Annotated in this window: 23 protein-coding genes; 4 read left to right on the top strand and 19 right to left on the bottom strand. The window is 57.6% G+C overall.

The genetic code is table 11. The annotated features are described in order from the left end of the window. Nucleotides 1-98 precede the first annotated feature (98 nt). The 6 genes from ACQ4N7_RS15540 to ACQ4N7_RS15565 form a co-directional block, all read right to left on the bottom strand. Complete coding sequence (locus ACQ4N7_RS15540) at nt 99-707, bottom strand: hypothetical protein (protein WP_430712416.1); 609 nt, start codon at nt 705-707, stop codon at nt 99-101. Between the two features lie 144 nt (nt 708-851). Beyond that, nucleotides 852-1,247, bottom strand: a complete 396-nt coding sequence (locus tag ACQ4N7_RS15545) for a type II toxin-antitoxin system death-on-curing family toxin (RefSeq protein WP_430712417.1) — start codon at nt 1,245-1,247, stop codon at nt 852-854. Continuing rightward, nucleotides 1,234-1,434 carry a DUF2281 domain-containing protein gene (locus tag ACQ4N7_RS15550; protein WP_430712418.1) on the bottom strand — a complete coding sequence of 67 codons (201 nt, stop codon included), beginning with the start codon at nt 1,432-1,434 and terminating at the stop codon, nt 1,234-1,236. The genes ACQ4N7_RS15545 and ACQ4N7_RS15550 overlap by 14 nt, the downstream gene beginning before the upstream one ends. Before the next feature lie 117 nt (nt 1,435-1,551). Continuing rightward, a complete protein-coding gene (locus ACQ4N7_RS15555; protein ID WP_430712419.1) occupies nt 1,552-2,760 on the bottom strand; it encodes a 4-hydroxy-3-methylbut-2-enyl diphosphate reductase in 1,209 nt (402 codons plus the stop codon). Between the two features lie 80 nt (nt 2,761-2,840). Beyond that, on the bottom strand, nt 2,841-3,086 hold the full coding sequence (locus ACQ4N7_RS15560; protein WP_430712420.1) for a DUF2283 domain-containing protein: 246 nt from the start codon (nt 3,084-3,086) through the stop codon (nt 2,841-2,843). After that, complete coding sequence (locus ACQ4N7_RS15565; protein WP_430712421.1) at nt 3,083-3,343, bottom strand: hypothetical protein; 261 nt, start codon at nt 3,341-3,343, stop codon at nt 3,083-3,085. The genes ACQ4N7_RS15560 and ACQ4N7_RS15565 overlap by 4 nt, the downstream gene beginning before the upstream one ends. A gap of 80 nt (nt 3,344-3,423) precedes the next feature. Between ACQ4N7_RS15565 and ACQ4N7_RS15570 the strand changes: the two genes are divergently transcribed. Next, entirely contained in the window at nt 3,424-5,607 is a 2,184-nt protein-coding gene (locus ACQ4N7_RS15570) for an NACHT domain-containing protein (RefSeq protein ID WP_430712422.1), read from the top strand. Nucleotides 5,608-5,728: 121 nt separating this feature from the next. On the opposite strand, the gene ACQ4N7_RS15575 is transcribed toward ACQ4N7_RS15570, so the two are convergent. Then, nucleotides 5,729-6,154: a type II toxin-antitoxin system VapC family toxin gene (locus tag ACQ4N7_RS15575; protein WP_430712423.1), complete on the bottom strand. Its 426-nt coding sequence runs from the start codon at nt 6,152-6,154 to the stop codon at nt 5,729-5,731. Next, nucleotides 6,147-6,401, bottom strand: coding sequence for a YlcI/YnfO family protein (locus tag ACQ4N7_RS15580; protein WP_430712424.1), 255 nt, complete (start codon nt 6,399-6,401; stop codon nt 6,147-6,149). The genes ACQ4N7_RS15575 and ACQ4N7_RS15580 overlap by 8 nt, the downstream gene beginning before the upstream one ends. Nucleotides 6,402-6,539: 138 nt before the next feature. On the opposite strand from ACQ4N7_RS15580, the gene ACQ4N7_RS15585 reads away from it, so the two are divergent. Next, nucleotides 6,540-6,974 (top strand): hypothetical protein, encoded by a 435-nt coding sequence (locus ACQ4N7_RS15585; RefSeq protein ID WP_430712425.1) that lies wholly within the window; start codon nt 6,540-6,542, stop codon nt 6,972-6,974. A 41-nt stretch (nt 6,975-7,015) separates the two neighbouring features. Here ACQ4N7_RS15585 and ACQ4N7_RS15590 read toward each other — a convergent pair whose 3' ends face one another. The 6 genes from ACQ4N7_RS15590 to ACQ4N7_RS15615 form a co-directional block, all read right to left on the bottom strand. Then, entirely contained in the window at nt 7,016-8,032 is a 1,017-nt protein-coding gene (locus ACQ4N7_RS15590) for a zinc-binding alcohol dehydrogenase family protein (RefSeq protein WP_430712426.1), read from the bottom strand. Between the two features lie 679 nt (nt 8,033-8,711). Further along, nucleotides 8,712-9,425, bottom strand: coding sequence for a molybdopterin-dependent oxidoreductase (locus ACQ4N7_RS15595; protein ID WP_430712427.1), 714 nt, complete (start codon nt 9,423-9,425; stop codon nt 8,712-8,714). A gap of 22 nt (nt 9,426-9,447) precedes the next feature. Then, on the bottom strand, nt 9,448-10,047 hold the full coding sequence (locus tag ACQ4N7_RS15600; protein ID WP_430712428.1) for a cytochrome b/b6 domain-containing protein: 600 nt from the start codon (nt 10,045-10,047) through the stop codon (nt 9,448-9,450). A gap of 127 nt (nt 10,048-10,174) precedes the next feature. Then, on the bottom strand, nt 10,175-10,864 hold the full coding sequence (locus tag ACQ4N7_RS15605) for a cytochrome c biogenesis CcdA family protein (RefSeq protein ID WP_430712429.1): 690 nt from the start codon (nt 10,862-10,864) through the stop codon (nt 10,175-10,177). A 5-nt stretch (nt 10,865-10,869) separates the two neighbouring features. After that, on the bottom strand, nt 10,870-11,460 hold the full coding sequence (locus ACQ4N7_RS15610; protein WP_430712430.1) for a thioredoxin family protein: 591 nt from the start codon (nt 11,458-11,460) through the stop codon (nt 10,870-10,872). A gap of 135 nt (nt 11,461-11,595) precedes the next feature. Continuing rightward, a complete protein-coding gene (locus ACQ4N7_RS15615) occupies nt 11,596-11,856 on the bottom strand; it encodes a hypothetical protein (protein WP_430712431.1) in 261 nt (86 codons plus the stop codon). Nucleotides 11,857-12,452: 596 nt separating this feature from the next. Here ACQ4N7_RS15615 and ACQ4N7_RS15620 point away from each other — a divergent pair. Then, complete coding sequence (locus ACQ4N7_RS15620; protein WP_430712432.1) at nt 12,453-13,670, top strand: S-layer homology domain-containing protein; 1,218 nt, start codon at nt 12,453-12,455, stop codon at nt 13,668-13,670. A 130-nt stretch (nt 13,671-13,800) separates the two neighbouring features. Here ACQ4N7_RS15620 and ACQ4N7_RS15625 read toward each other — a convergent pair whose 3' ends face one another. Continuing rightward, on the bottom strand, nt 13,801-14,604 hold the full coding sequence (locus ACQ4N7_RS15625; RefSeq protein WP_430712433.1) for an ABC transporter permease: 804 nt from the start codon (nt 14,602-14,604) through the stop codon (nt 13,801-13,803). Then, on the bottom strand, nt 14,604-15,293 hold the full coding sequence (locus tag ACQ4N7_RS15630) for an ABC transporter ATP-binding protein (RefSeq protein WP_430712434.1): 690 nt from the start codon (nt 15,291-15,293) through the stop codon (nt 14,604-14,606). Before ACQ4N7_RS15630 ends, ACQ4N7_RS15625 begins: the two co-directional genes overlap by 1 nt. 71 nt (nt 15,294-15,364) lie before the next feature. Here ACQ4N7_RS15630 and yddG point away from each other — a divergent pair, with 71 nt between their 5' ends. After that, complete coding sequence (gene yddG, locus ACQ4N7_RS15635; RefSeq protein ID WP_430712435.1) at nt 15,365-16,264, top strand: aromatic amino acid exporter YddG; 900 nt, start codon at nt 15,365-15,367, stop codon at nt 16,262-16,264. Between the two features lie 5 nt (nt 16,265-16,269). Here yddG and lnt read toward each other — a convergent pair whose 3' ends face one another. The 3 genes from lnt to ACQ4N7_RS15650 form a co-directional block, all read right to left on the bottom strand. Further along, the gene (gene lnt, locus ACQ4N7_RS15640) at nt 16,270-17,904 is read right to left on the bottom strand and encodes an apolipoprotein N-acyltransferase (protein ID WP_430712436.1); all 1,635 of its coding nucleotides are present in this window, start codon (nt 17,902-17,904) and stop codon (nt 16,270-16,272) included. A gap of 418 nt (nt 17,905-18,322) precedes the next feature. Then, a complete protein-coding gene (locus ACQ4N7_RS15645) occupies nt 18,323-19,039 on the bottom strand; it encodes a heme oxygenase (biliverdin-producing) (RefSeq protein WP_430712437.1) in 717 nt (238 codons plus the stop codon). Between the two features lie 357 nt (nt 19,040-19,396). After that, nucleotides 19,397-20,251 carry a universal stress protein gene (locus ACQ4N7_RS15650; protein WP_430712438.1) on the bottom strand — a complete coding sequence of 285 codons (855 nt, stop codon included), beginning with the start codon at nt 20,249-20,251 and terminating at the stop codon, nt 19,397-19,399. Between the last annotated feature and the right edge of the window lie 94 nt (nt 20,252-20,345).

The following is a 20,345-nucleotide window of genomic DNA, read 5'->3' on the forward strand; positions in this document are numbered from 1 at the left end:
GGTGAGGGAATGCAGTGGCGGCGCGATCGCCGGGCGCATTGCTCCAGGACAAACAGCCGTTTGCTTGCGTACTCCTCAAACCTGGGCGCAGTCTCTCGTTAAGGACAGTTGGTGGGAGTCACGTTGCTGCCCAGCCCACTGGGGCCGGTGCGGGCAATCCAGCCCAGGCTGCCGTCGTAGATCCGCACCTGCATCCAGCGACGACCGTCGCTGGTGGTTTGCTGGGTGGGTGGGTTGGTGCTGGCCCTGACCAGATCGTTTTGGTTGTAGCCCGCCACCGTAGCCGACCCGGTCGAAGGCCCAGACCTGACCACCAGAGCCGTATCGGCCCTGAAGCAGGCTCCCGTGGGCGGCGGCGGATTGCCGCCACAGGGGCCGAGATTAGACGCGTTGAGCCAGCCCACCGGCTGGATGGGAGACAGCGTGCCGCCGCCCAAAAAGACCTGCGCCCGCCCCGTACTGATGACCCCGGTTAGCGTAACCCGCGTACCCGCCGCCAAAGTACCAAGGCGGTTAGCGGTTGGCCCCAGAGTAGAGTTGTCGAACACTTCAGCCGCCTGGTTGAGCTGCCGACAGCCTCGAATGAGGGTGGGGTTTTCGGTTAGGGGGCGAGTCTCCTGAGCCAGGGCTGGGGCAACCGCCAGCGTGCTGGCTGAAACGAGGGCGATCGCCCCAAACGAGAAATTGCGCAGCATTTTCGGTGGCATGGGTGCTCCTGGAGGCTAATCTGGAGGATTTTGAGGGTAATGTGGCGTTTGCCCCCGCTATCCTACCATCCTCAAAATTAGCCCCAGCCGAGGCGTAACGAAGCTTACCGAAGCGCCAAAGCCGAGCCACGTCGCCGATGCCGCTCAGGGTTGCGATGCTAAAGCATCCGTCAGGATTGCTGCCAGAGTTGCCTTATCCACCTGCCCCTGCGCCACCCGCATCACCAGGTCGTAGGCTTCGTTATCGCTAAGGGTCAGGCTGTAACAATTGGCCTCTAAAAATGTATCCATTACCGCAAAGGCTGTCCGCTTGTTGCCATCAACAAAAGGATGATTTCGCGACAAATGGTACAGGTATGCCGCGGCCTGCTCCGCTAAGGTTGGGTGCAGCAGCTCACCGCCAAAGGTAGCCTTTGGTTGAGCCAGAGCAGAATCGAGCAGTCCCTCATCGCGCACTCCAGGAGTACCGCCAAAACTCTCGATTTGGTCGACATGAAGCAGTAAAACATCGTCTCGGTTGAGAAAATTAGGAGTCAGCAAGACGACGATAAACCTCAGCACGCTTTTGCTTAGACCGCTGATAGGCTTGCCAAATTGCGGAGTCTTTGGCGGTTTCAACTGATGGTTTACGAGATTTGACGTAAGCCAAAATCTCTGTCAGGGTTTCCGCAGACAGGTCGTCTAGCTCTTCTAAAATTTTGTCTTTGAGAGTAGCGGTGGTGGTCATAGCGCCAGCCGTAGACATCGGTTGAGTACTTCTATCAATAGTAATGCTCCAATAGTCATGAGGTTGCGCTGACACGCAAGGGTTCGCGCCGTAGCCCGGAGCCAGCCCCCACCTGGCCTAGACCATCGCCGTGGCGGCTTTGATTACAAAGATGCGCTCGATCGCGTCTTCGACTGAGCGATCGGGGGTTGACGCGCCAGAGGTAACGCCGACAGTGATGGGGCCATCGGGCAGCCAGTTCTCAGTCACCGTCAGGTCGCTGTGCAGCAGCTTGTGCTCGATGCGGTTGCCGGGGCCAATGCGGCTGGCGCTGTCGATATGGTACGAAGGAATGCTGCGATCGATCGCAATCTCTTGCAGGTGGGTCGTGTTTGACGAGTTGTAACCGCCGATCACCACCATGAGGTCGAGCTTTTCATCCACCAGCTCAAACATGGCATCCTGGCGCTCCTGGGTGGCGTCGCAGATGGTGTTAAAGCTGAGGAAATGGTCGTTGAGGGCCTGGGGGCCAAACTTCTTCAAGATAGTGTGCTCAAAGAGTTTGCCGATTTGCTCGGTTTCGCCCTTGAGCATGGTGGTTTGGTTGGCAACGCCGATGCGATCGAGGTCGGTATCGGGGTCAAACCCGGCGGAGCAGGCCTTGCCAAATTTGGCCATAAACTCGGCCTTGTCGCCGCCGCCCAGAATGTAGTCGGCCACGTACTGGGCCTGGTCTAGATTGAGCACCACCAGGTACTTGCCCGCAAAGGAGCTGGTGGCGACAGTTTCTTCGTGGTTGTACTTGCCGTGGATGATCGAGGTGTGGTCGCGTTTTTTGTGCTTTTCGACCGTGTTCCACACCTTTGACACCCAGGGGCAGGTGGTATCGACAATGGTGCAGCCCTTGTCGTTGAGCAGCTGCATTTCCTGCACGCTGGCCCCGAAGGCGGGCAAAATCACCACATCGCCCTGGCCGACGACCGAAAAATCTTTGTCGCCATCGATGACTTCAATGAACTCCACCGCCATCTCTTTGAGGCGCTGGTTGACGCTGGGGTTGTGGATAATTTCGTTGGTGATCCAGATGCGCTCGGTGGGGAAGTGCTGGCGGGTTTCGTAGGCCATCGCCACCGCTCGCTCGACCCCCCAGCAAAAGCCAAAGGACTCGGCCAGCTTGATGGTGACATCGCCGCGAGTGAGGGTGTAGCTATGGTCGCGAATTTCCTGAATCAGCCCGCTGTTGTACTCGGTCTTCATCTGGCCAGCGACATCTTCCCCGTGGCCAAACCCCTGGCGAAAGTACTTGTCGGAGTGGTTGAGCGATCGCTTAAAAGCCTTAGTATCCATCGAATCCTCAGCGGGTGCAGCACGTTATCTAGGATAGCGGGTTGTGGGTGGGGGTTTGGGGTGCGATCGCCCAGTAAATTTTAATCGTTGCCCCTAGCGACGGTCTGGTTTACTGCCGATGTCGGTAGCAGTTCCCCTGGCAGACTCACTTCTATGGCAGGGGTAGTTACGGTCTGACTGTAGTGCTCCACCGTGATGCCTACCGGGCGACCTTCATCGTCGAAGTCGATAATCAGGTTCTCGTTCAGCACCTCTGACTCAGTACTGGGGCGATCGGCCAGGTCAATATATAGAGTGTCGGTATCGGGGAAGTAGGTCAGCTTCATTGAGGTTCTTCTCCCCTAAGTTGGCGACGGTAAAAGCTGCGATCGAAGAATGCGTTATGAACGGTTTCTCCATCCTCTAGAGTAACAACCCTCAAGGCCCGGCCCTCTTTCTCAGCGATGTTGCCCCAATAAACAATCCGCCCATTGGCTTGGGTAGCTCGTTTGATCGGGTTGGCTAACACTCGCTGTACCCACTCTAGCCTCACCTCAGGATGCTTGCGGGGTACGACGTTGCGAAAGTAGTCGGTGCTTTTCACGTCTGTATGACCGCCAATCGACCGCAGTAACATTTTTCACCAGGCTATAGTAATGGGCAATCGCCACCCCCGCCCCCACCATGACCGGATTTGAACCCCTGATCGGAGCCGCCGCCGCTGGCCTGGGTGGCCTGATTACAGGATTAGTTAAAGACAAGGGGACCGAGACCCTCAAAAAGCTGGATTGGGACATTGGCCGCAACCTGGCCCTGCGCAAAGCCCTGAAAGAGTATGTGAGCCGTTACATTAAGCGCCACGGCACCCTAAAAGTAGCCTGTGTGCGCATGGACAACCCTGTGCGCCTGGATAAAATCTACACTGCCGTGCAACTGTTAGATCGCTCAGCCCTGCGGTATTTTGAATCGGAAGATGCCCTACAAGAGCAATACCGCCAAAGCGGCAGTCGGGGATTTAACGTTACACAAGCTGTTAAAAAGCCCGGTCTGCAAGTTGCCAACGAACAGCAATACTTGATGGTGCTAGGCGGGCCAGGAGTGGGCAAATCCACCTTTTTGCGCAAGGTGGGCTTAGAAGCCCTGCAAACCCTGAGCCGTCGAAACGTTACGGGCTCCCCTCCTGGCAACCTGCGTGCGTCCCAGGATATGGCTTACCAACACCCCTGCATTCCGGTGATGCTAGAGCTGCGTCAATTTAATAGTCTGGACCGCAGCATCAAAACAGTGATTGCTGAGGAACTGGAGACCTGTGGCTTTCCAGAAACAGAGGCACTGACAGAGCTATTTCTGAACAATGGCCAACTGCTGGTGCTACTGGATGGCCTGGACGAAGTACCCAGCGCCACACTCAACCACGCCATTACTGAAATCGGAAACCTAGTAGACCGCTACAGTGACAACCGCTATATCGCCTCTTGCCGAGTTGCTGCCTATACCTTCGGTGGCTTTCAACAATTCAAAGATGTAGCAATGGCTGCCTTTGAGGATGAGCAGATTGAGCAGTTCATCGAAAACTGGTTCCAGAAAGAATGGGATACCGAAACTAAAACCGCCGAACGCTGCTGGAAAATGCTAAACAGCAGCGATTATCGAGCAGCCAAGGAACTCGCCCAAACCCCGCTGTTGCTAACTCTGCTCTGCGTGGTCTATGACGAATTTCAAAATTTCCCTAAAAAGCGCCATGCACTCTATGGCGAAGCCTTGGATGTGCTGTTGAGAAAATGGGCCTCTGAAAAGCGGATACAGCGTAACCCGATTTATCAAGAGCTGAGCGCTGAATTGGAACTCGACATGCTAGCTGAGATTGCCTACACTAGCTTTGCTGACGACCAATTCTTTTTCGCCAAGGAAAGACTAGTCGAGCAAATTCGAGAATTTTTGGTAGAAAACCTAAACGCACCGAGTCATTTAGACACGGAAACTGTACTAAAGGAAATTGAAGTTCAACAGGGAATCTTGGTAGAGAGAGCTAGAAATGCCTACTCTTTTTCGCACTTAACCTTCCAGGAATACTTGGCTGCCAAATGTATCGTTGACAATCAAAAAATCAATCAACTCGTACGCGATCATGCAACCGATAAGCATTGGCGAGAGATATTTATACTTGTTGCAGGGCTAGCGCCAGGGAAACGAGGAGCTGATGAATTCTTATTAGCTATAGAGCAAAAAGCACAAACTTATATTAAAAGCAAAAATCTTCGCTTATTGTTCACTTGGGCTGAAACCAATGTCGATTTATCGAGAAATATTAAAGCATTTGAGAAAAGGGCTTTAGCTGTCTTTCTTGCTCGAATTCTGGCTCGAGACATCAACATTGACTTGGATCTTGATCTTGCCCTTGATCTCGCTTCTGTTCTCGCTCTTGCCCTTGCCGTCGACATGCGATTCTCTCATTATCTTAGCCATATACTTGATCTTGCTCGAATCCGCATCCGCGATCATGCACTCAAGTTAGATCACTCCGTTGAGATCGTCCGAAAATATGAAAAGCTGCAGGTTTTCCAGAAAGATGCAATTGACTCAGTCCTCTCCTCTATGATAGTTATAAGCAGTTTGAACAAGGAATTTCATGATTCAGGGTCATATCATAAGAAACGCAGGTATTTTTTGGATAATACTCTTGAATGCTTTTCTTGCAATCTAAATTTTCCTTTTAAACAGCCAGTTTTCTCTGCGCAAGAAACTCGCCAGTTTGTTGACTACTTCTACACCTTAGAACTCATGATTCGCTGCAAAGAGGCAGCGGTGCGGGTGTCGCCGCAGGTGTGGGAAGGCATTGAGTCGCGTATGGTCACAGTACCCGAGTGACAATTTTAGATTTTAGATTTGCGATTTTGGATTGCGTGAAGTAATTGGGTTTCTGGGCTAGCTAGCATGTCTTGATGGCGTTACACATACGCGAAGTTAGATCGCCGGCTATCCCTAACAATTACGGCATGCTTAGGCTGTGAACATAGGCGGGGCAAGGATTCAGTGTGTTGAGCAAAGACTGATCCGCCGTCCAAAACTCGGCAGACCCAAGCTCGGCGACAGCTAGAAACGCCGCATCATAGAGAGTGGCTAAGACAAATTTTTCGGCTATTTCCCAGGTTCTGGCTCTAACAGAGTTATTATCCAGATACTGAATTGGCATCTGGCAGAAATCATTATAGAAACCCGTTGCTTGGGAAGTTGTAATCAATCCCAGCCTTACCTTCTTTCGCAGCACTGAGCCAACCTCAGCCCAGGCAAACGCTGGCGCTACCAGAGATTCACCAGCTGCCAGCCAGGGTGTGATCAGCGCCCTAGCCTGCGGCTGCAACGGTTCAGGTAAAAGATACGGAATCCAAAGGCTGGTATCAATACACTTAGGCACGTCGCCCTTCGCCCTCTCTCAGTTGTCGAATCAGTTCCACAGAGCTGGGTTGAACGCCTGTTTGACTTTCCACCTCAGCGCTGCGAGCGACAATACGCTGATGGGCCGCTAATGCTTGCCGCCGCTGTACTTCACGGGTAACTGCCTCAATCACCAATTCATTAAACGATTCGCGGTTTTCTTGAAACCGTTTGATCTGCTCAAGAAGATCTGTCGGCAGCCGTACCGTTACCGCCTGACGTTCCATGGCCCTGCTCCTTTGGCATCGCTGCATGATGTCACTCAGTGTAACCACGAATTCATACAAGATGTGTAGACGGGGCTCCAGGGTGCCCCGGTAGCGATTACAACAAAAGATCGGTTTTGCTGTGTGAGGGTCGTTGCTGTGAAGAAGCTGTTGCCGTCTGGTTTGGTCATTGGGGGATGTTTGCTTGGCCTGGCGGCCTGGATGCTGAGCGTGCCCGCGGCTCTGGCAGCTCCTTGCACTGTGAACTGCAAGTCGGGGCAGATTCAGTTTACGCCGGGCGATCGCATCACCATCCAGGTCGTCAACGTGGGCAGCCGCCCCCTCAGCCTAGAGCAGCCGCCCCTGCTTGGCCCCCGCCTGCTCTACACCGGCAGCACCATCGAAACCCACGTGGGCTGGACGGCGCAGCCTCATCCATCGGTATTTTTCTGGTCGCAGGAGCGGCTGCCCGTGCGGGCAAGGCTAAACCGCCCCGGCCCCAACACGCTGCGGGTAGAAGTCTACGATGCACCCGCCGAACCGAGCGATCGCAGCATCACCATCGAGGCCGATGGCCGCGTCACAGTGAAGTAATGGATGTCCTAAACGTTTGCCGATACAAACGTTTGAGACATCTAGCTCCAGCCTGCCAGCACCAGCTTGCCGATCGTCCGCCCCGACTCAACCTGAGCGTGGGCCTGGCGCAGGTTGGCGGCGTTGATGGGTGAGAGCGTTTGCCCCAGAGTAGAGCGCAGCTTGCCCGCATCCACCAGGGCCGCTACCTCATCTAGCAAATGGCCCTGGTCGGCCATATCGGCAGTTTGGTACATCGAGCGGGTGAACATAAATTCCCAGGCGAAGGTGGCGCTTTTGTTCTTGAGCAAATTCAGGTCGAGCGGGTCGCGGTTGCCGACGATGCCGACAATTTTGCCCTGGGGACGAATCAGCTCGGCCATCACGCCCCAGTAGTCGTCGGTGTTGTTGAAATTGGCAATAAAATCAACCTCGCGGTGGCCAAGCTGGGCCATTTCTTCGATCAGGGCGTCGCTGTAGTCAACGGTGTGGTCGGCCCCCATCTGGGTGGCCCAGGCCTGGGACTGAGGCCGCGATGCGGTGGCGATCGCAACCAGTCCAGCCAATTTGGCCAGCTGAATTGCGATCGACCCTACTCCGCCAGCCCCGCCAATAATCAGAATCGAATCGCCCCGATTGCCCCCGGCCCGGTTAATACCCAGTCGGGTAAATAGAGCCTCCCAAGCGGTGATTGTGGTCAGGGGCAGGGCGGCGGCTTCAGCAAAGGAGAGGGTTTCGGGCTTGTGGCCCACAATTCGCTCATCCACCAGCTGAAACTCGGCATTGGAGCCGGGGCGGGTCATATCGCCTGCGTAGTAGACCGCATCCCCCGGCTGAAACCGCGTCACCCCGTCGCCCACGCTTTCGACCACGCCAGCGGCATCGTAGCCCAGCACTTTGGGGGTGTCTTCGACTTTATCTTTGGGGGCACGCACTTTGGTATCGACCGGGTTCACCGAGACGGCTTCGACCCGCACCATCAGATCTCGACCCGTGGGGCTGGGCTTGGGCAAGCGAGCGTCAAAGAGGGATTCTGGGTCGCTAATGGGCAAATAGTGGGTGAGGGCAACAGCTTTCATAGGCAATCTTCAGATCAATGGAGCAACCGCAAAAGCAACCAAGACATCGGCTGATGCCCTGACCAAATCTGAGTATCTGCAAAACTACGGCAGAGACAGATGCGGCTATTGGTTATTAACTACCAAATAGCTCTCTGGTTATCATAGCGAGGCCAAAGACCCCAACCGCCAGAATAAACGCGTAGGCCAATCCTTTAGCCGTACCAAGGTTGAGCGACAGGGCACCAAGGGCAACGTTTCCGCCCACCAAACCAACGATGGAGGTAACTACCAAGAGTAGACCCACCAACAGTTCCGAATTATCTATCGGTATTTGCATCCTCTTCGCCTCTGGTAGAGAAGTCTGGCTGAATTACCAGACCACAAACGATAGCCAAAAGCTGAGACTAAATTTTTGCGAATCTTCTTGAGGGCTGCACACGGGTCGAGCGCTGGCAAACAGGGCGCTGACAGTCTCACAATAGCAGGTTATGAATCAGAGCTAATTCCGGTTTCAGGAGAAAATCAGCGTTTCACGCAGCAATCTCCCTAGGAAGTGCCGATACAGTCTCCTTATTCTCGCGTTTTGTACCAAATCTGAAACGCATAACTCAGATTCTAAACAGGTGGCTTGCGCAGGGGCAAACGGTGTTTGCCCAGTCCAATGGGGGTAGCCGAGACGGATGCAGTATTAGCTAACCTAAAGCCCAGCGAACCACTCGTAGCCTCGGTCTTCCCAGTAGCCCAGGCGGGGCGTCAGCTCATTCATAAAGGTAATTTGGGTCACCCACTTGCTCTGCTTGTAGCCCAGCTTAATCGGCGAGGCCAGCCGCAGGGGGGCACCGTTATCCACCGAGAGGGGCTGACCGTTTTTTTGGTAGACCATCAGGGTTTGAGGATGCAGCGACGAGGCCAAGTCCCAGCTTTCGTAGTAGCCGTCGGCGGAGGTAAAGAAAACGTAGCGGGCCTCCGGTTTGGGCTGCACCAGCTGGGCCAGGGTTTGCAGCTGCACGCCGCCCCACTGCACGATCGCCGCCCAGCCCTCCACGCAGACGTGACGAATCACCATATCCTTGCGCGGCAGAGACTGCAAGTCGGCCAACGAAAACTGCATCGGCTGGTTGACCTCGCCATCGACCACCAGGCGAAACTGCTCGGGGACGAGCTGAGGCGTTTCGTCGAAGGTATTGATCAGCAGCTGGTCGGGCTGAATGGCGCTGATCGGAAACTCAGGCACCGGACTCTGCGACAGCAGCAGCTGCTCGATCGCCTGGTTCAGGGGCTCGGTGAGCTGACCTACCCAGCGCGACCCCAGGCTGGTGCCGCAGCCGTTGAGCAGCAGGCCAGCCCCCGACAGGCCAGCTCCAATCAGCAGGCGGCGGCGCGAGATCGATGGCGGAAGAATGAGGCCCATAGGAAAGCTTTTAGGGTAATAGCTAAACGAACATTGACTTGATCAGGCGCAGGTTGCCGACCTTGAGCGCCAGCAGCGAGTGAATTAGGGTGAAGGCCAGCACAATGGGCACGGTCAAAAAGTGGACGGTGCGCAGGGTTTGCCAGTCGCCAAACAAGGCCGCCAGCCAGTGGAGCTGAGCCGGTTTGTACATGGCCAGGCCGCTGGCGATCGCCAGCAGCAGCACGGGCACAATGGCGGTGTACACCAGCCGATGCTTGGCAAAGTTTTTGCGCTTTTCGTTTTGGCTGGCGCGCAGGGCTTTGAGGTCGCCGCTGCTAGCAAAGCGGTGCTGCCAGCGCCGGGTGACAAAAACAAAAACGCCGTAGGCCAGCAGGTTGAGCGAGTACACCCACATGGTGGCAAAGTGCCAGGCCCGCCCCCCGGCCAGCCAGCCGCCCAGCAGCACCAGCTCCGGGAAATCCCACCCGGCCCGACCACCAAACACGGGGTTGGCGTTGTAGATTTGCAGGCCGCTGGCCATCATGAGCAGCAGGGCGATGATGTTGACCCAGTGAAAGGTTTTGGCCAGCAGGGCCTGGCTGGGGAGTTTGGCTTTTCGTTTTGCTGGAGTTGCCGTCATGGAAATTACCTGGGGTGAGGCATTGGGAAGCAGGGTTGGGGAGGGGTTGAGTCTTAAATATTGAGCAGTTGGTGTGGTGGAAGTTTGAGTTCAAAATTCAAAGTTCAAAATTAAGCACCCAAATTTTCTAAAGGGGCAGGGTAGGGAAGATCGGGGCCAGCCAGAGCTGAATTTTGATGTCCCAGCCGAGCAGAATGGCGATCGCGGTGCCCACCACCAGCCCGCCGCCCAGGCGCTGGAGCCGGGCGCTGTGGCAGCGCAGCCCCAGCAATCGCTGGCTGATAGACCGTCCGCCGTAGGCGATCGCAAGCAGAGGCAGGGCGGCCCCCAGTCCATAGGCTACCAATAGCCCAAAGGCACCGGCCACCTGACGCTCGACCGCCGCCAGCACCAGAATGCTGCCCAGCACCGGCCCGGCGCAGGGGGTCCAGAGCAGGCCGAGCTGGGTGCCGAGCCAAAATTCGCCCTGTAGACCCAGGCGAGGAGGTTCTTTCAAGGCTTGGCCCAGGGGCAGGTAGCTGAGGGCGCGGTGGCTGAGGGTGGGAAACAGAGCGGCGATGCCCAGGCCGAGCAGAATGGCGATCGCGCCATAGCGCAGCCCATTAGCCAAACCCGTAAACCAGCTGGCGGTGAGGCCCAGCAGGCTGCCCGCCGCCGCAAAGCCCCCGGCTAGCCCCGCCACCAGCGCCACCGGGCCAAGACGGTGCGATTGCAGCGATCGCCCCACCACAATTGGCAGCACCGGCAAAATGCAGGGCGACAGCACGGTCAACAGCCCGCCCAGCCACGCCAATCCCAGCGATGCCCCTGCCGCCATAGCCTTTACCCCAGCAGCGTACGAATGGTTTGCTCGGTGGTGTCGTAGGCCCCTTCGCCGATGTGGTCGTAGCGCAAAAACCCGTCGCGATCGGCCAGAAACAGGTGGGGCCAGTAGCGGTTGCTGTAGGCCCGCCAGGTCTGAAAGTCGTTGTCTAAAGGCACCGGGTAGGTGATGTTGTACTGCTCAAGCGCCCGACGGATGTTGTTGACATCGCGCTCGTAGGCAAACTCTGGAGTGTGGACGCCAATGATTCTCAAGCCCTGGTCGGCGTAGCGCTGGTGCCAGCCCACCAGCGAGGGCAAAGTGCGCTGGCAGTTGATGCAGCCAAAGGTCCAGAACTGGAGCAAGACCACATTGCCCCTGAGGCTGGCCAGGGTCAGCGGGTCGGAGTTGAGCCACTGACTGATGCCGCGCAGTTCTGGCATGGGGTCGCCGCTGGGGGTCGTGGCAGCGGTATCGGTCTCAGCACCAGCGCCGGGGCTGCTGGGTACAGATGATTGGCGACCCAAACCAACGGCGATCGCGGCCCCAGCCCCAGCCACACCTAACCCGGTGTAGAGAAGCCGCCGTCTTTGCCATAGGGGTTTATCCATGGTCTTGTGTCCAAATGCTGCGTCGGTCTTCAGAGCGTGGGTGAGTTCTGGTAGATGGTGTGATGATCGCGATCGCGCCCGATCCAGCGGTGGAGTCGTCAGGATTTGGCCCGGCACCAAATCCTGACTGGGTGGCTAGTTTGCCCCCTCTTCTTCCATGGCGTCGCCCTCTTCCTTCATGGCGTCACCTTCTTCCATGGCGTCACCCTCTTCCTTCATGGCGTCGCCTTCTTCCATGGCGCCGCCCTCTTCCATCGCATCACCCTCCATCGCGCCACCCTCTTCCATCGCATCGCCAGCGGGGGCTGTTTCAGTGGTGCCGGTAGATCCGCCACAGGCGGCCAGGGCAGTGGTCAACGTCAAACTGGCCGCTAAAACTAAAAATTTCCATTTCATTGTCGCTATCTATCCTCAATAGTTGTTTGAGATTGATCCTGGCCTTCGGCAAGACCAGGGCCTGACGGCTCGCTTTTCAAGACGTTGGGTAGAGCATGTCAGACAAAGCTGAAATTTTCCTGAGATAGCGCCCAAAGCAGCGTAAGTAATCGGAGCGCTGCCAGCGTGACAGGGTTAGGCGAGGGAACAGAGCTGCCGTCGCAATTAGCCCTAATTTCAGCCTTTTGAAGTCAGTCTTTTGAAGGATGGGAACATTAGCACCAGGCTGGCAGTCTTGTAATTAAAAGAACAAACCCAGTGATCAGGTTTTCGGTGCATTTACCCGTCTGCCCCGATCAGGCCCTAGCCTTGTCCTAGGGGTTAACCGTCTGCAGTGCCTCTTTCTGCTAAGCCTGCATAAAATCTCGACAAATTTGGTTGTTCTTCAACATCACTGCCTCCGGCCTGGCTCTTTGACTTGTTCTGGAGCCAATTTTCTGCGATTGGCAATATTTTTTCGCCTTCGCATTAAAACTACCCTTTTAAGGAACCCGTTTATGATGAGCACCGTATTGAACCGATCTGCTAAAACCGCAACTTTGGCAACCCTAGGGGCTGTGGCAGGAGCTACGCTAGCTCTACCCGCGATCGCACAAACCACCGAATTTGAAGACGTTGGCAACAGCTACTGGGCTCGCCCCTTCATTGAGAGCCTGGCCGAAGACGAGATTATCGCTGGCTTCCCCGATGGCACCTTTCGGCCCGACCAGCCGGTAACCCGGGCTCAGTTTGCCGCCATTGTGCGCAACGCTTTTAAGCAGCCCCTCGATCGCACCGCGCCCCGCTTTAGCGACGTGCCCAGCAGCTACTGGGCCAGCGCCGCGATCGCCGATGCCTACAGCCAGGGCTTTCTCTCTGGCTACCCCAACGGCGCGTTTCAGCCCGAAACCCAGATTCCTCGGGTACAGGTGCTGGTAGCGCTAGCCAACGGCCTCGACTACAGCGCCAGCGGCTCGGTGAATGAGGTCCTGAATACCTACCGCGATGCGGGCCAAATTCCTGAGTATGGCCGGGCCCCTGTCGCCGCCGCCACCCAAAACCGTTTGGTGGTCAACTACCCCAACGTCGATGTGCTAGGCCCCCAGCGCACCGCTACCCGCGCTGATGTCGCCGCCTTTATTTACCAGGCTCTGGTGGCCCAGGGCCGCATGCCTGCCCTACAGGCTGGGTTGAGCGCCAGCAACTATATCGTGGGCTATACCCCCGGCACTAACACCGGCAACAATACCGGCAACAATACCGGCACTAACACTAGTTCGCCCCGCCTGGTGCCCAACGGCACTGAGCTAGATGTGCGCTACCCCAATGCTGATGTGGATATTGTGGTCGCCCCCGGCCAGTCGGTCGCCACCAACCTGGAGATTGCCCAGCCCATTCGCAATAGCCAAAACCAGGTGCTGATTCCGGCGGGCAGCAGCGTTCAGGGGCGGATTGTGCCCGTCGAAATTCGCGGGGCCAATGTGACGGCAGCCAAGTTTGTGGCCGACACCCTCACCGTCAACGGGCGCACCTACAATATCAACGCCGAGTCGAGCGCGATCGCCGCGACCACTAGCGTCAACAACACCACCCTGCAAGGGGCGCTGATTACGGGGGCAGCCGAGTCGATTTTGGCCACTATTACCGGCAACAGAAACCTGGGCAGCGTGATTGGCACTGTTATTACTGGGGAAAATCAGCCCACCTCGAACAGCGCGGTTGTAGTGATTCGTCCCAGCGATCTCGACTTGACCCTGCGCTCTGACCTCACGGTTGATGCGATCGCCAACAACTAATACGGCATCCTGATTGCCCACGCCGATCGATAAGGGCAAGCGGCCGCTTGCCCCTGCAGGATACCTGTTTGGATTCGGGGTTCTCGTTGGCGAGAATCCCGTTTTTTTGGCTTAAACCTGCCGAAATTCATTACCGCCTGGCTTTCTCCAGGTAGTCGAGCCGCAGCTGGTGGTCGGGGCTGAGCAGACGGCGGTAGGCCAGCAGCACCACGCCAAAAATCCCCAGGGCGGCCCCGGCGGCAATCATAAACAAAATCACAATCTGGTAGCGCACGGCGTCGATGGGGTCGGCCCCGGCCAAAATTTGCCCGGTCATCATGCCCGGCAGGCTGACCAGCCCCATCACCATCATTGAGTTAATGGTGGGAATCATGCCGACGCGAATGGCGTTGCGCACCTGGGCGTGGGCCGCCTCCCAGCGAGTCGCCCCCAGCGCCAGCAGGGTTTCGACCTGGTCGCGCTGGGCAACTAGCCCTTCCACAAAGCGATCGAGCCCCAGGGAAATGCCGTTGAGGGTGTTGCCCAGCACCATGCCCAGCATCGGAATCAGGTACTGCGGGTCGTACCAGGGCTGCACCCGAATAATGCCAACCATCGCAAAGCCCGTGACCAGGGCGAAGGCCGTCAGCACAGACAGCAGGCTGTGCCAGTAGATGCCCGCAAAGCGGCGCTGGGTGCGGTTGACCGCAGACACTCCGGCGATCGCGGTCATCATCAGCGCGATCGCCAGAATAATCAGAGCGTTGTCTTGCGTAAACAGCCACTCCAGCACAAAGCCAATCAGCATTAGCTGCACCACCATGCGCAGGGCGGCAATCAGCAGCGATTTGCCCAGGCCCAGCTGCAGCACGGCCGATAGCGCCACATTCACCAAAATCAGCAGCGCCGCCAGGGCTAGCTGCCCATAGCCAATGACAATGTAGTTGCTCTCCATCAGACAAATTCCCCCAGGTTGAGCTGGCGATGGGTGAAGCGGTGGATTTGCTCAGTGTCGTGGCTGGTTAGCACACAGGCCCGGTGGGGGTGCCGGAGCCAGTCGAGCAGCAGGGCTTCGACTCGGGCTGTGGTGGCGGCATCGAGAGAGGCGGTCGGTTCATCGAGCAAGAGTACCTGCGGGTTGAGCTGCAAGGCCCGCAGCAGCGCCAAAATTTGGGCCTCACCGCCCGACAGCCGCGCACCCTGCAAATGCAAGAACTCCGGCCATCGACCCAGCTGATCTAGCCAGGTGTGAATGATCGTGGGATCAAACTGGCGCTGACTGTAAACCCCCAGCTCAAACACCTGCATGAGGTTGTCTTGCACGGTGCCCTCAAGGGCGTTTCCCGCAGCATTCTCAATGGAAACCGCCCGCTGGGGCACGTACATCACCCGACTGCGGTAGGCGGGTAACCCCCACTCGCTCGGGGTTTTGCCCTCAAACTTCACCATTCCCTGCTGAACGGGGTCGAGCATGACCAGGTTGCGCATGAGCAGCGTTTTGCCCGCGCCCGAGGGAGCTACCAGGCCCAGGCAGTCGCCCGAAAATAGATCAAAGCTCACCCCGCGCCAGAGCCAGCGATCGCCCAGCTGACAGCCCAGATTCTCAACAGACAGCAGAGTTTGACCAGCCCCTGGATCACCCATTTCTGCCATGCGGGAATGTTTACCGGACGAATCTCTACAATACACAGCAGTGTCGTCTCAGAGGCAAAGCTGTGGAACCTAGCCAAAACCAGCGACAGGCCACCATCGTCGGATTTTCGGCGGTGCTGATGTGGGCCACCCTGGCCCTGCTAACCGATCTCAGCGGCACGGTGCCGCCGTTTCAGCTTACGGCGATGGCCTTTACGATCGCCTTTGGCATCGGCATAGCAGCATGGCTGCGAGCGGGGGGTAACGTGCTGCGACACCTGAGGCTGCCCTGGCAAGTTTGGGCGATCGGCATTGTGGGCCTATTTGGCTACCACTTCTTCTACTTCATGGCCCTGCGCCACGCCCCGGCGGTGGAGGCGAGCTTGATTGCCTACCTGTGGCCGCTGCTGATCGTGTTTCTTTCGGCCCTGCTGCCGGGGGAGCGGCTGCGGTGGTTTCACGGGGCGGGGGCGATCGCGGGCTTTCTGGGCGCGGGCCTACTCGTCACCCGAGGCCAGGGGTTTAGCTTTGAGGTCCAGTACACCACCGGGTACCTGGCAGCGCTGGTCTGCGCCCTCACCTGGTCGGGCTATTCGATTCTCTCGCGACGGTTTGGCGCAATTCCCACCAGTGCGGTGGGGGGCTTTTGCGGCGCGACAGCGGTGCTGGCCTGGGTCTGTCACGCTCTGTTTGAAACGACGGTAGTGCCATCCGGGTGGGAATGGATCGCCATTCTGGGGCTGGGCCTGGGGCCGGTCGGACTCGCTTTCTTCACCTGGGATTACGGCGTCAAGCAGGGCAATATTCGCGTGCTGGGGGCGCTCTCCTACGCAGCCCCGCTGCTCTCGACCCTGCTGCTGATTGTTTCTGGACGGGCAGAGGCCACCTGGTCGGTGGGGCTGGCCTGCGGGTTAATTGTCGGCGGAGCGGTGTTGGCCACGCTCGATTTCTTTCGGCCTGGAGCCGTCAAAAATTCAGGCTGAAACAATCAGCGGCGATCGCCCCACCAGCCCCAGGCGACCGCCACCGCCAGCAGTAAAGGCGTCAGCCAGTCACCCCAGCGCACGTAGGGAGTGAGGGTCTGGCGGCGTTCCAGTTCGGCCCGGTGAATCAGGTAAGTCTGCGGCTCCCCCAGCCAGAGGGTACGACCGTGGTTATCGACCAGGCCCGAGAGGCCGGTATTAGTGACCCGCAGCGCCCAGCGATCGCTCTCCACCGCCCGCAGCACGTCAAACCCGTGGTGCTGCACCATCATCCATACCGGGTAGGGGTCGTTGTTTGAAGCGGTAACGATAAATTCGCCCCCCGCCTGGGTCTGACGGCGAAACAGGCGGCTGTAGGCCGACTCGTAGCAAATTCCCACCGTGGCCGTACCCACCGAAGTCTCAAAGTGCTGCCCGGGCCGACCCGGCACCAGGTAGCTATCCAGCGGCGAGAGGCGGCTGATCAGTCTGCCCAGCAGCGCCTCAAAGGGAATGTACTCGCCCAGAGGCACCAGCTGCACCTTGTTATAGCGCCCGTGGTACTGGCCATCGGTCCGCAGTTCCAGAATGCTCTGGGTGTACTGTGGCCGCCCCTCCCCCGGCACTGGCGCAAAGGTGCCCAGCCACAGCGGCACCCCCGCCTGGCTCACCGTTTGCAAAATAGCCGCAATCTGAGGCGAATTGAGGTTCCACAGCTGTGGCAGCGCCCCTTCTGGCGTCACCACCGCTTCCACTCCCTGCTCGACCAAGGCCCTGTAACCCTCGGTATAGCCCTCTAGCGCCCGACGCACACCCTGCGGCGTCAGCTTTTCGCGAGTCGGCACGTTGCCCTGCACCAGGCCCAGGGTTAGGGCTTGGCCATTGGTGATAGCTCCAGTGCGAGCGGTGAGGATAGCTCCGAGGGCGTGCCCTGCCAGGACCAGCGCTATGGCGGTGAGGGCCAGGGATCGGCGGGTGGATGGGTGGATGGGTGGATGAGGAAGGTGAGGGGGTGAGGGGAAGGTGGAGGCGGGGCGGCTTTCTACCGGGTGGGGGGTGAAGGCAACAGCCAGCAGACCGTTGGTGGCGACCAGAATAGCAGAAATAATTTGCGGCCCGGATAGGCGGGTGAGGTGAAGGATCCACAAATTGTTGGGGCTTTGGGTGAGGCTAAGGGGTGACCAGTCGAGGGGACTGTAGTTGCGCAGGGTCTCCAGCAGGCACCACAGCGCCGTGCCCGCCAGCACAATCCAGACCGTTCGACCTGGCCAGCGCCGGGTCAGCCACGCGATCGCCCCACCCCACACCGCAATGCAAACCGAGCCCCAGAGGACAATGAAGATCCAGGCTGAAAGAGCGATCGCCACGCTGCTCGGCCACGGTACCCCCATCCACATCAGCGGATGCAAGTGCGTAATCCAGGCCAGCGAAATGCCGTAGTACACCAGCCCCCACAGCAGCCCATAGACCGCCGCCAGCGCGATCGAGGATGTCGCCCGCACCACCCACCACAGCGGTACCAGCCCCACCCAGGCCAGCGGCCACAAACTCCACGGCGGCAGCGCTAAAACCATCAGCACCCCGCTGAGAGCGACCAAACTAGCCTGCCGCCAGCCCCAGCCGTAGATGAGTTTTCGTAACCAAGTCGCCGCTGCTTTCATGCCCAAATCTAGCTAAATCGCTCACCTTATCAGGGTAGTGCTTTGACAGTTTCCCAGCTCAGGTGGTGGGCAATGCCCACCCTACGGTGCTCTGTGTTAGCCCACCAGAGCCACCGACTAGCTAATTTGCAGGACAGAGGTTTAAACCGATGGCAGGTCAATCCTTTCCGTTGGGTCCAGGGTGGCGGCACAGCCCTGGTCGTAGGCCGAAGGACGCGCGGAGCGGGGGTCTGGGGGCAATCGAAACGCCCCCAGCGGTAGATCTGGCTTTGAAACCCATTGCTCCCCGCCAAAGTTAGCGGTGCATTGCTGCGCTAATGCACCCTACGGCCAAAAAATTGAGGAAGCGACGGCAAGTCACTTCCTCAATACGGTAATTGAAAAGCAAGAACCAATGGTCTGGAATCAGCCGGAGATTCTACTCAGCAGTCGCCAGCTCAGTGCTGCCCCGACGCCGACGGCTGGTTAGCGTATTGAACAGCATCTGACCAATCGCCTTGATCAAATTCCCCTCCAGCTCCTTGAACATCTCCATGTTCAAGCCAAAAGCATCGTTGGCCTCTTCCACAATGTTGGCCACCATGGCCTCATCCACCGGGGCCGCATCCATCGACTCGCGATACTTCGCCTTAAACGCCTTCTCATCCGAGATCTCAGGAAACTCATAAAACGCCGTTCCCTCACCCTCAGAGAGGTTCATCGCCCGCTGAGCAATCCCCTTGAGAATTTGGCCACCCGACAGGTCGCCAATGTAGCGCGTGTAAGAATGGCTCACTAGCAGCTCAGGCTGGGTGCTGGCCACCTCACGAATGCGATCTACATAGCGCTGACCACCAGGCGTCATCGAAATTTCATTCGCCCAGTTGGGGCCATAGTAGTAGGCCAGGTCAGACTCCAAAGAGGCCTTGCGGTGCAGCTCAGGAAAGTAAATTTTGGAGACAACGGGATGATCTTTGTGGCGCTCCAGCTCTTCTTCCATAGCCGCGTAGGCGTAGTAAAAATTGGCCACCAGCTTGCGGTAGGAGTTCTTCTCAACCACGCCCCGCAAAAAGCAGCGCACAAAGCCCATATTTTCGGCCATGGTGTGGGCCTTCTTGGTGCCTTCACGCAGCTCAGTGGATAGGTTACTGCTCATGCTGACTGTCTCGCTCTAGGGTGAATTAAAAGGTGTGGTTTAAACGGAGTTTCGAGTTGCCAATACCTGCCCCGACCGGCTTAGCGCCAAAAATGAGAGCGCCTTAACTTGCCATTACAACGGGCACATTTGTTTAAGTTAGACCGATTTGATCACTGTTTCCATTACGATTTTTTACAGGCCGTTACCGAAACCCTGCTTTTCTAAGGAAACAATTTGACCGCCACAAGGTTTGGGGGCTGTCATCAGCTTTCGGTTAACCGATTGAGCCTGGCGAATTTCAGCCCCTGGCCTGTTGACGGATGAGGAATAGCAAAGCGATCGCGCTAGTCTTGAAGCCAAAACCAGCGACGCGCCCTAGGCCGCCATTCTGGTGAGCAGCACCGGGCAGGGGGCATACACCCGCACAAAGTCGGTCAGCGACTCGCCCAGCACCTTATCCAAGTCGGGCAGGCCTTTGGCAATCGTGGGACGGCGATCGGGCGATCCCAGGATGATCAAATCCATATTGCGCTCTTCGGCCAGCTGGCAAATGCGGCGACCGGGCTTGCCCTCGGGGGCGGCGAGCTTGTAGTCAATGCCATACCGCTTCACCTCAGCCAGGGCATCGGTCAAGATGGGGTCTTTGCTAGGGTCAGCGCTAGCGACATCAAAGGGCTTGGTCTTGAGGCTCGATACAGTGTGCACCAGCGTGATCTCGCCGCCCTTGACATCGCGCAGCAGCGAAACGGCTATGTTCAAACCTTCCTTGGCCGAGTCCGACTTATCCATCGCTACCATCACCCGCTTGATCGGGCGAATGCTGTAGAGATCGTCTTTGACCAGCAGCATAGGCCGCGACGACAGCTGGAACACATACTGGCTGACCGAATTTTCGAGAATCGCCTTCAGCCCCTGCAGCCCCCGCGACCCCATAACAATCAGGTCGGCATCGACTTCCTCAGCCACCCGAATCACCACATCTTTGGGGTCGCCCTCCCGCAGCACCGCATTGACTCGGCTGGGGTCGAGGTTGAGATTGGTGATGGCTGTAGCCAGGGTGCGCCCCCCCGCTTCCCAGCGCTCGGCCATAGTTTCGGCAGACACCTGAGAGGGCACGACGTGCAGCACCGTGATCGAGGCCCGCTGCACCAGGGGAATATCCATCAGCGCCTTCATCATGGCTTCGGTATTGCCAGTGCCAGAATCGGCTAAAAGAATTTTTTCTATCATGATGTCCTCGTAGGGTTGCGCTCGACGGCAAGGGTCTGTACGGGCATCGCCAGGCCATGCCTCGTATCACCCGTTTAAGACCATCGCATCAACG

The organism is Nodosilinea sp. AN01ver1 (genome assembly GCF_050565655.1).
Lineage (GTDB): Bacteria > Cyanobacteriota > Cyanobacteriia > Phormidesmidales > Phormidesmidaceae > Nodosilinea.

Bases quoted from the DNA above. Each gene is read 5' to 3' on its own strand.
- ACQ4N7_RS15540 (WP_430712416.1), bottom strand. From the start codon at position 707: ATGCCACCGAAAATGCTGCGCAATTTCTCGTTTGGGGCGATCGCCCTC.
- ACQ4N7_RS15550 (WP_430712418.1), bottom strand. From the start codon at position 1,434: ATGACCACCACCGCTACTCTCAAAGACAAAATTTTAGAAGAGCTAGAC.
- ACQ4N7_RS15555 (WP_430712419.1), bottom strand. From the start codon at position 2,760: ATGGATACTAAGGCTTTTAAGCGATCGCTCAACCACTCCGACAAGTAC.
- ACQ4N7_RS15560 (WP_430712420.1), bottom strand. From the start codon at position 3,086: ATGAAGCTGACCTACTTCCCCGATACCGACACTCTATATATTGACCTG.
- ACQ4N7_RS15570 (WP_430712422.1), top strand. From the start codon at position 3,424: ATGACCGGATTTGAACCCCTGATCGGAGCCGCCGCCGCTGGCCTGGGT.
- ACQ4N7_RS15580 (WP_430712424.1), bottom strand. From the start codon at position 6,401: ATGGAACGTCAGGCGGTAACGGTACGGCTGCCGACAGATCTTCTTGAG.
- ACQ4N7_RS15590 (WP_430712426.1), bottom strand. From the start codon at position 8,032: ATGAAAGCTGTTGCCCTCACCCACTATTTGCCCATTAGCGACCCAGAA.
- ACQ4N7_RS15595 (WP_430712427.1), bottom strand. From the start codon at position 9,425: ATGGGCCTCATTCTTCCGCCATCGATCTCGCGCCGCCGCCTGCTGATT.
- ACQ4N7_RS15600 (WP_430712428.1), bottom strand. From the start codon at position 10,047: ATGACGGCAACTCCAGCAAAACGAAAAGCCAAACTCCCCAGCCAGGCC.
- ACQ4N7_RS15605 (WP_430712429.1), bottom strand. From the start codon at position 10,864: ATGGCGGCAGGGGCATCGCTGGGATTGGCGTGGCTGGGCGGGCTGTTG.
- ACQ4N7_RS15610 (WP_430712430.1), bottom strand. From the start codon at position 11,460: ATGGATAAACCCCTATGGCAAAGACGGCGGCTTCTCTACACCGGGTTA.
- ACQ4N7_RS15615 (WP_430712431.1), bottom strand. From the start codon at position 11,856: ATGAAATGGAAATTTTTAGTTTTAGCGGCCAGTTTGACGTTGACCACT.
- ACQ4N7_RS15625 (WP_430712433.1), bottom strand. From the start codon at position 14,604: ATGGAGAGCAACTACATTGTCATTGGCTATGGGCAGCTAGCCCTGGCG.
- ACQ4N7_RS15630 (WP_430712434.1), bottom strand. From the start codon at position 15,293: ATGGGTGATCCAGGGGCTGGTCAAACTCTGCTGTCTGTTGAGAATCTG.
- lnt (WP_430712436.1), bottom strand. From the start codon at position 17,904: ATGAAAGCAGCGGCGACTTGGTTACGAAAACTCATCTACGGCTGGGGC.
- ACQ4N7_RS15645 (WP_430712437.1), bottom strand. From the start codon at position 19,039: ATGAGCAGTAACCTATCCACTGAGCTGCGTGAAGGCACCAAGAAGGCC.
- ACQ4N7_RS15650 (WP_430712438.1), bottom strand. From the start codon at position 20,251: ATGATAGAAAAAATTCTTTTAGCCGATTCTGGCACTGGCAATACCGAA.